This window comes from Streptomyces sp. P5F9 (assembly GCF_057961495.1).
Genome location: NZ_JBXVPZ010000239.1, coordinates 1 through 14,710, shown reverse-complemented (window position 1 = coordinate 14,710; position 14,710 = coordinate 1). Strand labels below are relative to the sequence as shown.

The window sequence follows — 14,710 nt, the reverse complement described above, 5'->3', positions numbered from 1 at the left end:
GGCCCGGCGGGGCTCGTCCTGGGGAACCTGCTGCTGGACCGCGGCATCGACTGCGTGATCCTGGAACGGCGCGGACGCGAGGCGGTGGAGGGGCGGGCCAGAGCGGGATTCCTGGCCGCCCACTCCGTCCGCCTCCTCACCCAACACGGGCTGGCGGACGGGCTGTTGGCCCGGGGGCACACCCACCGGACCTGCCTCTTCCGCAGCGAGCAGGGTGAATTCACCCTCGACTACGGCGAGTTGGGGCGCGGCGAGGTCCACACGGTCTACCCCCAGCAGGAGTTGGTACGGGACCTCCTCGCCGGATACCTCCGACGCGGCGGCGAGATCCGCTTCGACACGGAGGTCGAGGAGATCTCCGAGGGCCGGGTACGGGCGTCCGACGGCACGGACGTCACCGGGCGCTACGTCGCCGGGTGCGACGGACACCGGGGGGTCGCCCGCGCGACCATGACCGCCCACGGGACCCGCACCGCCCGCTGGGACCACGGCGTGAGCTGGCTCGCGGTCCTGGTCGAGGCCCCGCCGAGCATGGAAGCCGTCGGATACGCCCTGCACGAACGGGGATTCGCCGGTCACATGGCCCGCACGGCGACCGTCACGCGCTACTACCTCCAGTGCCCGCGCGGAACCGACCCCGCCGACTGGAACGAGGACCGCATCTGGACCGAGCTGGCGATTCGGCTCCGTGTCGACGAGTTCGGCCGGCTCAAGGACGGCCCGGTCCTGGAGAAGGCGGTCGTCGACCTGCGTTCCGACGTACTCGACACCCTCGGCGAGGGCCACCTCTGGCTGGCGGGCGACGCCGCCGGCCTCATCAGCCCCTCCGCCGCCAAGGGTGCCAACCTCGCCGTACTCCAGGCGGAACGCCTCGCCCGGTCACTGACGTCGGCGCTGAAGCACGCCGACGAGAGCGACCTCGCCCGCTACGCGGCCGACTGCCTGCCCCGCGTCTGGCGGGCCCACGAGTTCTCGCACTGGATGAGCGGCCTGCTGCACGGCCCGTCCGCCGAGGACACCGTCGATGCCCACGCCCGCTACGGCCGCGCGCTCCAGTACGCCCGCCTGGACAGCCTGCGCGCGTCCCGCACGCACCAGGACTTCTTCGCCGAGAACTACACGGGCATCTGATCCCGTCTCCCGCTCGCTCGTTTTTTTGTCTCCCGTCTCCCGTCCCCACGATCCACCGGGAACCCCTTCATGAACCTCCCCGTCGTACAGGCACGCCTCGCCGCAGCCGACGCAGCGCGCATCCAGCGCGCGGCGGCCTACGTCGAGACCCACGACACGGACCAGGTCCTCGCCGAACTCCTCCCGGCCCTCACGTCGGCCGAACGGGCGGACGTAGCACGCCACTTGGTCTTCGACCACACAGCGGTCCTGGTCTTCCCGGACTCCTTGGACGGCCTCTGTGAGGAACTCCGCCGCCTCGGCCACGAGCCGGGACCGGTCACCCCGAGCGTCGTGGTCCGCGACCGCCTGACCCGCCGTTACGGCCCGGAACTCGCCGACATCCCGGTGGGCATCGTGCACGTGGCGGCCGGCACCCGCAGCGTGGAGATCTTCGCGCTCCCCGTACCCCCCGACTCGGCACTGGAGGCGGTGGCGGCCGACGAACGCGAGGCGGAACACGAGTCCCACCACGCTTTCGCGGTCACGGCCCCCGGCCCGGTCGTCCCCGCAGGCCTACGGCTCCTCCTCCAGGAGCGGGGCGGCGCGGTCCCCGACGGCGGCGGCTACAACGGCCACGAGAACGTCACCGTCCTCTACCACCGCACCGCAACCCACCGCCGCTTCGAACTCCGCCTCCCCGGCCGCCACGACCCGCTCCCCGACCCGACGACAACCCTGCTCACCGTGATGACCGGAGCCTGGGCCACCCAAGCGGTGGCCACGATGGCCGAGTTGAACATCGCGGACCACTTGGCGGACCACCCCGGCATGCCGGCAGAACGCCTGGCGACCCTCACCTCGACGCACCCGGACGCGCTGCGCCGCCTGCTCCGCTACCTGACGACGCTGGGCCTGCTGACGGCATCGAACGACACCTACCACCTCACTGCGGCAGGCCAACCCCTGCGCACGGCGACGGAGTTCTCCCTGAACCCCCTGGCCCGGCTCTACGCGGGCCCGTTCTACGACTCCTTCGCGGGCCTGACCCACTCCGTGCGCACCGGCGAGGAAGCCTTCGCCCACCGCAACGGCCAACACCACTTCCCGTACTTCGCCCAACACCCCGAACTGGGAGGCCTGTTCCACCGGGCGATGGCGGCCAGCGCGGAAATGTTCACCCCGGTTCCCACGCTGATCGACTTCTCGAAGGCACGGCGAGTGGTGGACGTAGGCGGCGGAAACGGCGCGCTGCTGGGCCGGTTGCTCCGGGCCCACCCCCACCTGGAGGGCGTCCTGTACGAACGCCCCCGCGCCCTGGAAGCCGCCCGCACCCGACTCACCGAACGCTGTTCCTTCGTAGCCGGCGACTTCACCCGCTCCGTACCGGAGGGCGGAGACGTCTACCTCCTCTCCCGAGTCCTCCACGACTGGGACGACGACCGCTGCCTCACGATCCTCAGCCGCTGCGCGGACGCCATGCGCCCGGGTGCTCAACTCCTGCTGGTGGAACGCCTGTTGCCAACCCCGACGGCGGTCGCGTGGGACGTCCACATGCTGTGCAACGTGGGCGGCCGAGAACGCGACGAGGACCATTTCCGACGCCTACTGGAGAAGGCAGGCTTCGAGGTACAGGCGAGTCACCTTCTGCCGTTGGGCGCGTCACTCATCAGCGCTGTGAGGGCAACTCCCTGAGGACTCCTGACAAAAGTGCCGGGCTTGGCCTGGTCACGTATGGATTGAGTGGACGGCCGCCGCCCTGCGTCACGGCTACGTCGTGTGCCCTATGGCGGAAGCCGCAACGCCTCCGCACCCGGCAATGACCCCTTAACCCGCCTGCCCCATCCCCGCGGCATTGGGCCAGCTCTGCGCATTGGGCCACCCGGTAGCAGGCGCCGGCGCGAGGTTCTGCATCCCGTTAGGACTGGTGGCCCCTCGAACCTGCGCCGCGGTAAGCCCATTACGCGCAGGCACACCGGTCGGCGTCGGTCCCTGCGGCATCGGAGCGGGGGCAGGGGCAGGCACGCCGTAGGGCTGCTGGGGCATCTGCGCCGGAGCCTGTTGCGTCATCTGCATCGGCATGCCCATCCCGTTCGACTGCTGGTCGGTCATCCCGGTCATCGGCATCTGCTGAACCTGCGCCGCGGCCACCATCGGCTGGAACTGAGGCTGGGGCTGCGGCTGTTGGGGCTGAGGAACAGGCTGCGGCTGAGGCACCTGCATCGGCACCGGCTGAGGCTGCGGCATCTGAGCCACCGCGGGCATGGGCATCCGCGCGGGCATGCCGGCCCCCGACGTACCCGTGCCAAGGGCCTGCGCGGCGAGATTCTGCATCCCGGCCCCGTTCGTCGCCCCGACCAGGCGGTCCACGGCCGCCGTACCCGAGCTGTAGTTGGTCCCTGTACCCAGCTCGGGTACGGCGGCTCCCCTCCTGGTCCCGTAGAGCACCTGTTCCATGCCGGACACCAGGCGACGCACGTCCGTCTGGGGGCGCACCACGAGCCGCAGGAAGCGGCTGGACGAACCGATCTTGTTGCCGCATTCGCGGACCAGGATGCGGTGCTCGGTGAGCATCCGGTCCCGGACCACCGTGCCTTCGGCGCCGACGGGGAGACGTACGAAGAGGAAGTTCCCCTGCGACGGGTACACCGTCAGGCCGGGCAGCGCGGAGAGATGGCTCGCCATGTCGAGCCGGTCGCGGCGCACCTGCTGGAGGCTCTGCGCGTACTCCGCGCCGTGCTCCCTGAGGATGAACACCACATGCTCGGCAAAGGCGTTGAGGTTCCACTTGGGGAGCATCGAGCGTATGCGGCCGGCCAGGGCGGGGTTCGCGACGAGGTAGCCGAACCGTATGCCGTGCAGGCCGAAGTTCTTGCCGAGGCTGCGCAGGACGACCACGTTGGGGCGGAGCATCGCCTCTTGTACGACGCTCGGTTCCACCTCGGCGTCCGCGAACTCCAGGAACGACTCGTCGATGATGATGAGGTCGAGGTCGGCCATCGCGTCCATGAACTGGACGAGGGCCTGCTTGTGGATGAAGCCGCCGTCGGGGTTGTTCGGGTTGCAGATGACCGCGACCTTGGTGTTGCGCTTGCGGATGAACTCGGCGTACTGCGTGAGGTCGAGGGCGAAGCCGCTGGACTCCTGGAGCGGGAACATGTCGACCCGCTTGCCGGTCTCCATGGGCTGGTCGGTCCAGCGGCCGAACGTGGGGACGGGGATGGCGAGGGACTCGCGGACCATCAAGTGGTCGATCCAGGTGATCAGTTCGGTCGAACCGTTGCCCATCGCGACGCAGCTCGGCGGGAGTTGGAGCAGGTTGCAGAGCTCGGCCGTGATGGTGTCGGCGCTGCTCGGGTAGTACGTGATGATCTCGCGCAACCGGGCCGCCATCTCGTCGAACATGGCGGGGGTGGGGAAGTACGGGTTGCACGGAATACAGAAGTCCACGGGGCCGGTGCCGTCGCTCTCACGCGCCAGCGCTGCCATCGACGGGCTGTGCGCCGCCGTACTGCGGAACAGCGAGGTGACGTTGGAGTCGGCCAATGGAACCTCCGTATGAAGGCGGGCCCGGCGGGGACGACCGGGCCCGTCGTCTTGGGTGGCCCGCGCGGGGGAGCACGGGCCACCCATGAATACGGAGACGGGTGTGGCACTGTTCAACGGATGTGAAAATGGTGTGAGTTCGGGAACCCCGGTTCCGAACTACGCGTCGGTGGTGCGGCTTCAGACGCCGAACGTGTGGATCGTCGTCGTGCGGTACGTCTGACCGGGGCGCAGCACCGTCGTCGGCCACGACGGCTCGTTCGGGGAGTCCGGGAAGTGCTGGGTCTCCAGGCACAGTCCGTCGCCCTGCCGGTAGGTGTGGCCGGAGGTGCCGACGAGGGTGCCGTCGAGGAAGTTGCCCGAGTAGAACTGCAGGCCCGGCTGGTCCGTGGCGATCTTCAGGGTGCGGCCGGAGCGCGGGTCGCGCAGGGTGGCGATGTGTTCCGGCTTGGCGGTGACGCCCTTGTCGAGGACCCAGTTGTGGTCGAAGCCCTTGGCCTGCACCTGCTGGGGGTGGCCCGCGCGGATGTCCCGGCCGACCGGCTTGCCCTTGCGGAAGTCGAAGGGGGTGCCGGAGACCGTCGCCAGCTCGCCGGTGGGGATCAGACCGGTGTCGGTGGGCGTGTAGCGGCCGGCGGCGATCGTGAGCTCGTGGTTCTCGATCGTGCCGCTGCCCTCGCCGGCGAGGTTGTAGTACGTGTGGTTGGTGAGGTTCACGACCGTCGGCTTGTCGGTGGTGGCCTCGTAGTCGATGCGCCAGTCGCCGTGCTTGGTGAGGGTGAAGGTCACCTTCGTCTTCAGCGTGCCCGGGTAGCCCATCTCGCCGTCGACGCTGGTGTAGTAGAGGTACAGGCCGACGTCGGAGCCCTTGGTGAAGGGCTCGATGTCCCAGACCTTCGTGTTGAAGCCCTTGGCACCGCCGTGCAGGCTGTTGACACCGTCGTTGACGGAGAGCTGGTACGCCTTGCCGTCGAGGGTGAACTGGCCCTTGGCGATGCGGTTTCCGTACCGGCCGATCGTCGCGCCGAAGAACGTGGTGCCGGCGACGTACGCGGCGAGGTTGTCGTAGCCGAGCGACACGTTGGCGTACTTGCCGTGCCGGTCCGGGAGTTCGAGCGACTGGATGATGCCGCCGTAGGAGAGGACCTTCAGGCGGGTGCCGCCGTTGGCCAGCGACCAGCGGTAGATCTTCGTCCCGTCGGCGAGGGTGCCGAAGAGTTCCTTCACGGGCTTCTTGCCTCCCGAGGCTGCCTGCGCCGTACCCGTACCGAGTGCGCTCGCGGCGATACCGGCTGCCGCGGCACCTGCGATGACCGTGCGTCTGTTCAGTTCCATTGAGCGGCTCCTGCACATGGAAGGGGCCCCGTCGTGCTGTGCGTCGGACGGACAACAGACGGGGCCCGGGCTGACATTACGATCCGGACTTGCGCTTGTTCCACACATCGAAGCCGACCGCGGTCAGCAGGGCGAGGCCCTTGATGACCTGTTGCCAGTCGGTGCCGACGCTGAGGAGGTTCATGCCGTTGTTCAGCACGCCGAGGACGAGACCGCCGATGATGGCGCCGAGGATGGTGCCGACACCGCCGCTCATGGACGCGCCACCGATGAACGAGGAGGCGATGGCCTCCAGTTCGAAGCCGTCGCCCGCCTTCGGCGAGGCCGCGTTGAGGCGGGAGGTGACCACCAGACCCGCCAGGGCCGCGAGCACGCCCATGTTCAGGAACACCTGGAAGGTGACGCGCTTGTCCTTGACGCCGGACAGCTTCGCGGCCGGCAGATTGCCGCCGATCGCGTAGATGTGGCGGCCGAAGACGGTGTTGCGCATCACGTAGCCGTAACCGGCCACCAGGACACCGAGGATGATCAGGATGATCGGCGCACCGTCGTAGCTGGCGAGCAGCAGGGTGAGCCAGAGGATCGCGGCGACGATCGCGACGAGCTTGAGCAGGAACAGCTTGGCGGGTGCCACGTCGAGCGAGAACTCCTGCTGCCGGCGCCGGTCGCGCACCTCCTGCCACACCACCGCGGCGATCATCACGAGGCCCAACAGCAGGGTGATGTTGTGGTAGTTGGTGGTCGGGCCCACGGCGGGCAGGAAGCCGTTGCCGATCTTCTGCAGGCCGTTGGGGAAGGGGCCGAGAGTCTGGCCCTGGAGGAGGATCTCGGTGAGTCCGCGGAAGAGCAGCATCCCGGCGAGGGTGACGATGAAGGACGGTATGCCCGCGTAGGCGATCAACAGTCCTTGTACGGAGCCCGCGACCGCGCCCATCAGCAGGCACAGCACCAACGCGACGGGCCACGGCACCTGGTGATTGACCATCAGGACGGCCGCGAAGGCGCCCACGAACGCCGTCAGCGAACCGACCGACAGGTCGATGTGCCCGGCGATGATGACCATCATCATGCCGATCGCGAGGATCAGGATGTAGCTGTTCTGCAGCACCAGGTTGGAGACGTTGCGCGGCAGCAGCAGGTCCCCGCCGGTCCAGACCTCGAAGAGGATCACGATCAGACCGAGGGCGATCAGCATGCCGTACTGCCGCATGTTGCGGCGCAGGCCGCCGAGTATCAGCTGCAACAGGCCGCCGCCCGCGGCCGATCCGCTCCCGCCCGGCGGCGCGGGGGCCGGGCTCTTGGCGGTCACGTCCGTGCTCATCGCGATACCTCTTTGTCCTTCGTCATCTGGCGCATCAGCACTTCCTGCGTGGCCTCGGCCCGGGGCACCTCTCCGGTCAGCCGGCCCGCCGCCATCGTGTAGATGCGGTCGCACATGCCGAGCAGTTCCGGCAGCTCGGAGGAGATGAAGACCACCGCCTTGCCCTCGGCGGCGAGTTGGTCGATGACCGTGTAGATCTCGTACTTGGCGCCCACGTCGATACCGCGGGTGGGCTCGTCCAGGATCAGCACATCGGGACCCGCGAAGATCCACTTGCTGAGGACGACCTTCTGCTGGTTGCCGCCGGACAGCTTGCCCACCGGCTCGAAGACCGTCGGCGCCTTGATGTTCATCGACTTGCGGAACCGCTCGGCGACCTGCCGCTCCTCCTGCTCGTCGACGACTCCGCGCTGGGAGACCTTGTTCAGGGCCGCCAGCGAGATGTTCCGGTTGATCGTGTCGATGAGGTTGAGGCCGTAGTGCTTGCGGTCCTCGGTGACATAGGCGATGCCGTGTCCGACCGCCTCCGCGACGGACTTGGTGCGGATCTCCTGGCCGTCCTTGAGGACCGTGCCGCCGGCGTAGCGGCCGTAGGAGCGCCCGAAGACGCTCATCGCGAGTTCGGTGCGGCCGGCGCCCATGAGTCCGGCGATGCCGACGATCTCGCCCCTGCGCACATTTATTGACACATCGTCAACTACCTTGCGCTGCTGGTCGATCGGATGGAACACCGTCCAGTCGCGGATCTCCAGAGCGGGCGCCGCCTCCGCCTTCCCCTCGTGCGGGGTGCGCTCGGGGAAGCGGTGGTCGAGGTCGCGGCCGACCATGCCGGAGATGATCCGCTCCTCGGTCGTCTCCGGCGCCTTCACGTCCAGCGTCTCGATGGAGCGGCCGTCGCGCAGGATCGTCACCGAGTCGGCGACGCTGCGGATCTCGTTCAGCTTGTGCGAGATGATGATGCAGGTGATGCCCTGCTTCTTCAACTCCAGGATGAGATCAAGGAGTTTGGCGCTGTCCTCGTCGTTCAGGGCCGCCGTCGGCTCATCCAGGATGAGCAGCTTCACCTTCTTCGACAGCGCCTTCGCGATCTCCACGAGCTGCTGCTTTCCCACGCCGATGTCGGCGACGCGGGTCTCCGGGTGGTCGCTCAGGCCCACCCGGCGCAGCAGCTCGGTGCCGTGCCGCAGCGTCTCGTTCCAGTTGATGCGCCCGCGCGAGGCGTGCTCGTTGCCGAGGAAGATGTTCTCCGCGATGGAGAGGAACGGCACCAGCGCCAGCTCCTGGTGGATGATGACGATGCCGCGCTGCTCGCTCGCCCGGATGTCGCGGAAGCGGCACTCCTCTCCTTCGAAGAGGATGTCGCCCTCGTAACTGCCGTGCGGATGGACGCCGGAGAGCACCTTCATCAAGGTGGACTTCCCGGCGCCGTTCTCACCGCAGATGGCGTGGACCTCGCCCTGACGGACCGTCAACGTGACGTCCGACAGCGCTTTTACACCGGGAAAGGTCTTGACGATCGAGCGCATTTCCAGGACGGGTCCCGCCATGGTCGTGCCTACCAATCAAGTGTGGGGTCGGGTAACTGGCCGCGGACTTACTTGAGTTGGGCGTCCGTGTAGTACCCGCCCTTGACCAGAACGTCCTCGTAGTTCGTCTTGTCGACGCTCACCGGCTGGAGCAGGTAGGCGGGGACGACCTTGGTGCCGTTGTCGTAGGTCTTGGTGTCGTTGGTCTGCGGCGTCTTCTTGTTGAGGACGTCGTCGATCATGGTGTCCGCGACCTTGGCGAGCTGGCGGGTGTCCTTGTAGACGGTCTGCGTCTGCTCACCGGCGATGATCGACTTCACCGAGGCCAGCTCGGCGTCCTGGCCGGTGATGACCGGCAGCGGCTTGCCGGCGGTGCCGTAGGCGTCTGACTTCAGCGCGGACAGGATGCCGATGGAGATGCCGTCGTAGGGCGACAGCACCGCGTCGACCCGGCCGCTCTTGTAGGAGCCGGTGAGGATGTCCTCCATGCGGTTCTGCGCCTTGGTGCCGTCCCAGCGCAGGGTGGTGACCTTGTTGAGCGCGGTCTGCCCGGACTTGACGACCAGTTCCTTCTTGTCGATGTACGGCTGGAGCACGCTCATCGCGCCGTTGAAGAAGTACTTGGTGTTGTTGTCGTCGTTCGAGCCGGCGAACAGCTCGATGTTGAACGGGCCCTTCTTGCCCTTGTCCAGACCGAGCTTCTGGATGATGTACGTGCCCTGGAGGACACCGACCTTGGTGTTGTCGAACGAGGCGTAGTAGTCGACGTTCTTCGTGCCGAGGATGAGGCGGTCGTAGGCGATGACCGGGATCTTCGCGGCCGCGGCCTCCTGGAGCACGTTGTTCAGGGACTTGTTGTCGATGGCCGCGATGATCAGGCCCTTGACGCCCTGGGTGATCATGTTCTCGATCTGCGAGACCTGGGTGTCCGGGTCGTCCTCGCCGTAGACCAGCTTGGTCTTGTAGCCCTTGGTCTTGAGGTCCTTGACCATGTTGTTGCCGTCGGAGATCCAGCGCGCGGACGACTTCGTCGGCATCGCGATGCCGATCGTGCCGCCCTTGGCGCTGCTCTCCTTCTCCTTGCTGCCGCCCGAACCGCTCTGCCCGCATGCGGACAGGGTCAGCGCGAGGGTGGCGGCGCCGGCTATCAGGGGGAGGGCGCGGTTTCTGCGGATGCGCATGTGAACTGGCCTCATTCTTCTCGTCGTTGAGAGGTGTAGCGAGCGTTGGGGGTGGTTCAGGATGTGGGGTTCGGTTGTGCGGGTGAGGGTTGCTGCCGGTTGTGTTGTGTGGTGCGGGCCGGTGGGGGCTGAGCGCGCAGTTCCCCGCGCCCCTTAAGTGCCGACCCGGGTTTTTTAGGGGCGCGGGGAACTGCGCGACCAGCCACAGGCGGCCCGCAGACCCTGTTCGTCAGTCAGTGGCACTCTCTGCGGGGAAACGGTTGAGGGCCCCCGGCAACCTGGTACCAAGGGCCGCCATGTCGCCATCCGCGCCGTGCCTCGCGAGGAGGTCCAGGGCCAGCCGGCCCCGGCGGACCCGCTCGCGCGCCGTGTCGAGGGTGACGTCGCGCAGGTGGGTGCCCCACGGGTAGATGCCGGGGGCCTTGGAGAGGCCGAACTTGAGGTACAGCGGGGCGCCCCGGCGGATCAGTTCGGCGACCTCGTACATCCGGATGTAGCCACCGAGGTCGTCCGGCGCCTCGATGTACATGTCCATCGGAGCCGCCGACACCCGCCGGATCTCGGTCAGGTGATCCAGCGTCAGATCGCTCGGCACGTTCAACGAGTCCGCGCCCAGGCGTTCGTACACCGCGTACGCCGCCGGGTTGACCGGACCGATCAGCGCCGAGACCTTGAGCGTCGTGTCGGCCGGAATGATCCCGGCCACCCGCGCCCGGTGCAACGTCCACAGCACACCCTCGTCGGCGACGAGCAGGCACTTGACGCCCAACTCCGTTGCGCGGACGGCGTCTTCGATGCACCCGGCAACCGCGTCGTGGCCCCGGGCACGCAGGCCCCCGCCGCGCGAGTCGGAACGGACCGAACCGCCGATGTCCCAGGTCCCGCGCGGACCGGTGAACAGGCAGAGCTCGATGTCGCGTTCGGCGGTGGCCTCGACCATCTCGGTGATCTCGGAGTCGGTCAGCATCCAGACACCGCTGCCCTGGCTGATCCGGTGGATCGGCACGTCCAGGCGCGAGGACTCCTTGAGGACGACCGCCAGCGCCTCGGGCCCCTCGCACGAGGGGATCTCGGTGCGCCAGCGACCGCCGTCCGGGAAGGTGTGGGTGGAGGCGTCGGCGGGGTCCAGGGCGGGCGCGCCCAGGCCGAGCGCGGAGAGGGCCTGCTCCCCGGGCCTGCGGGCTGCCGTGGCGGTGTCGGTCACTTGCTGTCCTTCGTGTTCGGTATTTCGGACGAGGTTCGCGGCTCGGGGTACGGAAAGGCTCTGGTGGTACGTCGGCACGGGGTGGTCAGGTCACCCCGTGCCGACGTACGGCTGGGGTTTCCTACGGCCGCAGCAGCACCTTCCCGACCTTGGGGTCACCGGACCCCACCAGCTCGATGGCCTGCGGGAACTCGGCGAGCGGCAGCTCATGGGTGACCAGGGGGAGCGGATCGAGCAAACCTGCCCCGAAGACCCGGACCGTGTGCGCCCAGGCGTCCGGCGGTGCCCCGAAGACGGTGTGCACCTCCAGCTGCCGTACGACGAGATCGGTCGGGTCGAGGCCCTCGGCGCCCGGCGCGGGGATACCGGTGAGGATCAGGCGTCCGCCGCGCCGGAGCAGGGAGGCGGCGGTGCGGGCCGCGTCCGCGGAGCCGGCGGTCTCGATCACCACGTCGAAGTCGTCCGGGAGGGGCTCGTTCTTCGTACGGAAGTCCGTGGCGCCGAACTGCTCGGAGAGGGCCGCCCGGTCCGGGCGTGAACCCACCACGAGCAACTCGGCCGGCGAGCCCGCCTTCAGGAACTGCACCGCGAACATCCCGAGCGTGCCGGTACCGACCACCGCGACCCGCTCACCCGGCCGCGCGTTCGCCTTCAGAGCCGCCGCCGCGATGCAGGCCGCCGGTTCCAGCAGCGCCGCCGCCGTCAAGTCGGCCTCGTCCGGGAGGACATGGAGGAGCCGGGCGGGGAGCGTGAGGGTGGTGGCCATCGCGCCGGGCTGGGTGAAGCCGGTCTCCTCGTAGCCCGCCGTGCACAGGGTCGTCTCGCCCGCGTGACAGCGGTCGCAGACCTGGCAGTTGCGGAAGCCCTCGCCGACGACCTTGCGGCCCACGAGGGTCGCGGGCACCCCGGCGCCGACCGCCTCCACCGTGCCGGACCACTCGTGGCCCGGGGTGAGGGGGTAACGGACGTATCCCTCGGGCCTGTTGCCCTGGTACACCTCGCGGTCGCTGCCGCAGATGCCGACCGCGTGGACGCGCACCAGCGCCTCACCCGCGTCCGGCTGCCGCGGCTCGTGCGAGGCGAGCCGGTGCTCGCCCGGTGCCTCGATGACGACCGCGGTGCTCACTTCGAACCCTTCGGCTTGCGCTGCTCCCAGCCGTCCGCCCACAGGTCGAACCGCGCCTGCTGCTGCGGGAATTCGGCCGCCGCGTCGGTGTCCAGCTCGACGCCGAGACCGGGTGCGTCCGAGAGGTGGAAGTAGCCGTCGATCACCTGCGGGGCGCCCTTGACGACCTTCTTGATGTCGGCGTCCGCGAAGTCGTTGAAGTGCTCCAGGATCTTGAAGTTCGGCGAGGAGAAGCCGACTTGGAGCGAGGCGGCGGTCAGGACGGGGCCGCCGACGTTGTGCGGGGCGACGAGGACGTAGTGCGCCTCGGCGGTCGCGGCGAGCTTGCGCGTCTCCCAGATGCCGCCGATGTGACCGACGTCGGGCTGGATGATGTCGACGGCCTGGCTCTCGAACAGCTCGCGGAACTCGATGCGGTCGTGGATGCGCTCACCCGTCGCGATCGGGATGTCCACCTTCGCGGCGACCTTCTCCAGCGCCTTCAGGTTCTCCGGCGGGACCGGCTCCTCCAGCCACGCGGGCTTGAACGGCGCGAGTTCGTGCGCGAGCCGTACGGCGGTGGAGGGCGAGAACCGGCCGTGCATCTCCAGCATCAGCTCGGCGTCCGGACCGATCGCGTCCCGCACGGCCTCGATGAGGGATACCGCGTACAGGGTCTGCTCGTGGTCGAGTTCGAAGTGCCCGGTGCCGAAGGGGTCGATCTTCAGGGCCTTGTAGCCGCGCTCCACGACACCCTGGGCGGCCTTGTGATAGGCCTCCGGGGTCCGCTCGGTGGTGTACCAGCCGTTCGCGTACGCCTTCACCTTGTCGGTGACCTTGCCGCCGAGCAGCTGCCACACCGGTACGCCGAGGGCCTTGCCCTTGATGTCCCAGCACGCCATCTCGATCACGGCGATGCCGGACATGACGATTTCACCCGCGCGCCCGTAGTCGCCGTACTTCATCCGGCGTACGAGGTCTTCCACGGCGAAGGGGTCGGAACCGAGAATGTGGTTTGCCTCGGCCTCGCGCAGGTAACCGATCAGCGCGTCGGTGTGGCCCAGCATCCGGGTCTCGCCGACGCCGGTGACGCCCTCGTCGGTGTGCACTTGGACGTACGTCAGATTGCGCCATGGCGTCCCGACCACGTGCGTACTGATTCCCGTGATGCGCACGGCAGATGCCCCCTGTGCTCTTCAGTGCTGTTCGAAATTTCGGCTCACGTTCGAAATGCTGGGCAGACAGTAAGGACGGCGGGGCGGGGGTGTCAATGGGTCGAACATGTAACGGTTTCGGCAAGAGGCGCGATCGGCGTACCGCTCGGCGGCGCCGGTTCGTGTCGATTCTTGGCGTTTCCCGCCGCGTCCCCACACAACTTTCACAGGCGTGACTATGAACGTTATCTGTGAGGAACTTAGTCTTCCCGCGTCATGGACTACTGCCACCCCTGCGGCCGGCACCTGAACGGCGCCCTCGCGTGCCCGGGGTGCGGCGCACCAGTCGAAGCCCCGGTCGAGTCAACTCGCGCCCACGCGCGCGTAGTTGACGCGCGTTCACAAACGGACGTGGCCCCGCGCGAGGACACGGTCGAGCCCGGCGACGGGCATCCGGAAGACGACGAGGGCAGCGAGCCCCAGGGGCGCGCCGCGCGGCGGAAGAACCGCGGGCGCGGGCGGGTCGGCGGCGACGGCGGCGACTTCGACGGCGACACCGAGAGCCCGTACGACGAGGGCGCCGAACACCAGGGCCGCGCCGCGCGGCGGAAGAACCGCGGACGGGGCCGGGGCGAGAGCGCCCTCGCCATGGTCGGGGACGACGACGGCGATCCCGAGAGCCCGGATGCGACGGGTGCGAGCCGTCGCGATCGCAAGGCCGCGGCACACCGTCGGCGGCGGCGCCGGGTGCTCCTCATAACGGCCGGTTTCGTACTGGCGGCGGGCGGCCTGAGTCTGGCGGAGCTGGGCACGGACGCGCCGTTCTCGACCCAGAAGTCCGCGGCGCCGGGCGCGTCCGCAGAGGGCGGGGCGGACGCCGAGGCCAGCCAGACGGCCGAGCCCCTGGACGCCACGAAGACCGTCGGAACCGGCGCGGGTACGGCGTCCCCGGACGCGTCGGCATCACCGTCCGCGTCGCCTTCGAAGTCCGCGAAGGAGACGAAGGACCCCAAGGAGTCGCGGACCCCGACCGAGGGCGCCGGCACCACGTCCCCCGCGTCGACCTCCTCGACGGACCCGAGCACCACCCCGTCCTCGGAACCGTCGTCCTCGGACCCGAGCCCGACACCGTCGCCCTCGGAGACCTGCAAGCAGATCCTGTGGTGGTGTTCCTGAGCCGCCAGGCCGTGTCCGCAAAGTCCCTCCCCCAGAGGGGGTACCCCCAGCC

At 68.7% G+C, this 14,710-nt stretch carries 11 protein-coding genes; 3 read left to right on the top strand and 8 right to left on the bottom strand.

Going from position 1 to position 14,710, the window contains the following annotated elements; translation table 11 throughout:
- Both AC31A1_RS31035 and AC31A1_RS31030 read left to right on the top strand, forming a co-directional pair.
- Nucleotides 1-1,131: 4-hydroxybenzoate 3-monooxygenase (locus AC31A1_RS31035; RefSeq protein WP_489656507.1), on the top strand; the 1,131-nt coding region annotated here is incomplete at its 5' end.
- A 69-nt stretch (nt 1,132-1,200) separates the two neighbouring features.
- Nucleotides 1,201-2,805, top strand: a complete 1,605-nt coding sequence (locus AC31A1_RS31030; protein WP_489656506.1) for a methyltransferase — start codon at nt 1,201-1,203, stop codon at nt 2,803-2,805.
- 132 nt (nt 2,806-2,937) lie between these two features.
- Here the strand turns inward: AC31A1_RS31030 and AC31A1_RS31025 are convergent, their stop codons facing one another.
- From AC31A1_RS31025 to AC31A1_RS30990, 8 genes are all read right to left on the bottom strand, one after another.
- On the bottom strand, nt 2,938-4,656 hold the full coding sequence (locus tag AC31A1_RS31025; RefSeq protein ID WP_489656505.1) for a pyridoxal phosphate-dependent aminotransferase: 1,719 nt from the start codon (nt 4,654-4,656) through the stop codon (nt 2,938-2,940).
- A gap of 180 nt (nt 4,657-4,836) precedes the next feature.
- Nucleotides 4,837-5,991: an aldose epimerase family protein gene (locus tag AC31A1_RS31020; RefSeq protein WP_489656504.1), complete on the bottom strand. Its 1,155-nt coding sequence runs from the start codon at nt 5,989-5,991 to the stop codon at nt 4,837-4,839.
- Between the two features lie 76 nt (nt 5,992-6,067).
- On the bottom strand, nt 6,068-7,312 hold the full coding sequence (gene mmsB, locus AC31A1_RS31015) for a multiple monosaccharide ABC transporter permease (protein ID WP_489656503.1): 1,245 nt from the start codon (nt 7,310-7,312) through the stop codon (nt 6,068-6,070).
- Complete coding sequence (gene mmsA, locus AC31A1_RS31010) at nt 7,309-8,859, bottom strand: multiple monosaccharide ABC transporter ATP-binding protein (RefSeq protein WP_489656502.1); 1,551 nt, start codon at nt 8,857-8,859, stop codon at nt 7,309-7,311. The genes mmsB and mmsA overlap by 4 nt, the downstream gene beginning before the upstream one ends.
- 47 nt (nt 8,860-8,906) lie before the next feature.
- Nucleotides 8,907-10,019: a multiple monosaccharide ABC transporter substrate-binding protein gene (gene chvE, locus AC31A1_RS31005; protein ID WP_489656501.1), complete on the bottom strand. Its 1,113-nt coding sequence runs from the start codon at nt 10,017-10,019 to the stop codon at nt 8,907-8,909.
- A gap of 229 nt (nt 10,020-10,248) precedes the next feature.
- Nucleotides 10,249-11,223 carry a hypothetical protein gene (locus AC31A1_RS31000; RefSeq protein WP_489656500.1) on the bottom strand — a complete coding sequence of 325 codons (975 nt, stop codon included), beginning with the start codon at nt 11,221-11,223 and terminating at the stop codon, nt 10,249-10,251.
- A gap of 121 nt (nt 11,224-11,344) precedes the next feature.
- Nucleotides 11,345-12,349, bottom strand: coding sequence for a zinc-dependent alcohol dehydrogenase (locus tag AC31A1_RS30995; protein ID WP_489656499.1), 1,005 nt, complete (start codon nt 12,347-12,349; stop codon nt 11,345-11,347).
- Nucleotides 12,346-13,503: a mandelate racemase/muconate lactonizing enzyme family protein gene (locus AC31A1_RS30990; protein ID WP_489656498.1), complete on the bottom strand. Its 1,158-nt coding sequence runs from the start codon at nt 13,501-13,503 to the stop codon at nt 12,346-12,348. The genes AC31A1_RS30995 and AC31A1_RS30990 overlap by 4 nt, the downstream gene beginning before the upstream one ends.
- 255 nt (nt 13,504-13,758) lie before the next feature.
- Here AC31A1_RS30990 and AC31A1_RS30985 point away from each other — a divergent pair, with 255 nt between their 5' ends.
- Entirely contained in the window at nt 13,759-14,658 is a 900-nt protein-coding gene (locus tag AC31A1_RS30985; RefSeq protein ID WP_489656497.1) for an SCO2400 family protein, read from the top strand.
- Nucleotides 14,659-14,710 lie beyond the last annotated feature (52 nt).

Excerpts from the sequence above, each read along its gene's own strand:
- mmsB (WP_489656503.1), bottom strand. The coding sequence starts at position 7,312 with ATGAGCACGGACGTGACCGCCAAGAGCCCGGCCCCCGCGCCGCCGGGC.
- AC31A1_RS31030 (WP_489656506.1), top strand. The coding sequence starts at position 1,201 with ATGAACCTCCCCGTCGTACAGGCACGCCTCGCCGCAGCCGACGCAGCG.
- mmsA (WP_489656502.1), bottom strand. The coding sequence starts at position 8,859 with ATGGCGGGACCCGTCCTGGAAATGCGCTCGATCGTCAAGACCTTTCCC.
- AC31A1_RS30985 (WP_489656497.1), top strand. The coding sequence starts at position 13,759 with ATGGACTACTGCCACCCCTGCGGCCGGCACCTGAACGGCGCCCTCGCG.
- chvE (WP_489656501.1), bottom strand. The coding sequence starts at position 10,019 with ATGCGCATCCGCAGAAACCGCGCCCTCCCCCTGATAGCCGGCGCCGCC.
- AC31A1_RS31020 (WP_489656504.1), bottom strand. The coding sequence starts at position 5,991 with ATGGAACTGAACAGACGCACGGTCATCGCAGGTGCCGCGGCAGCCGGT.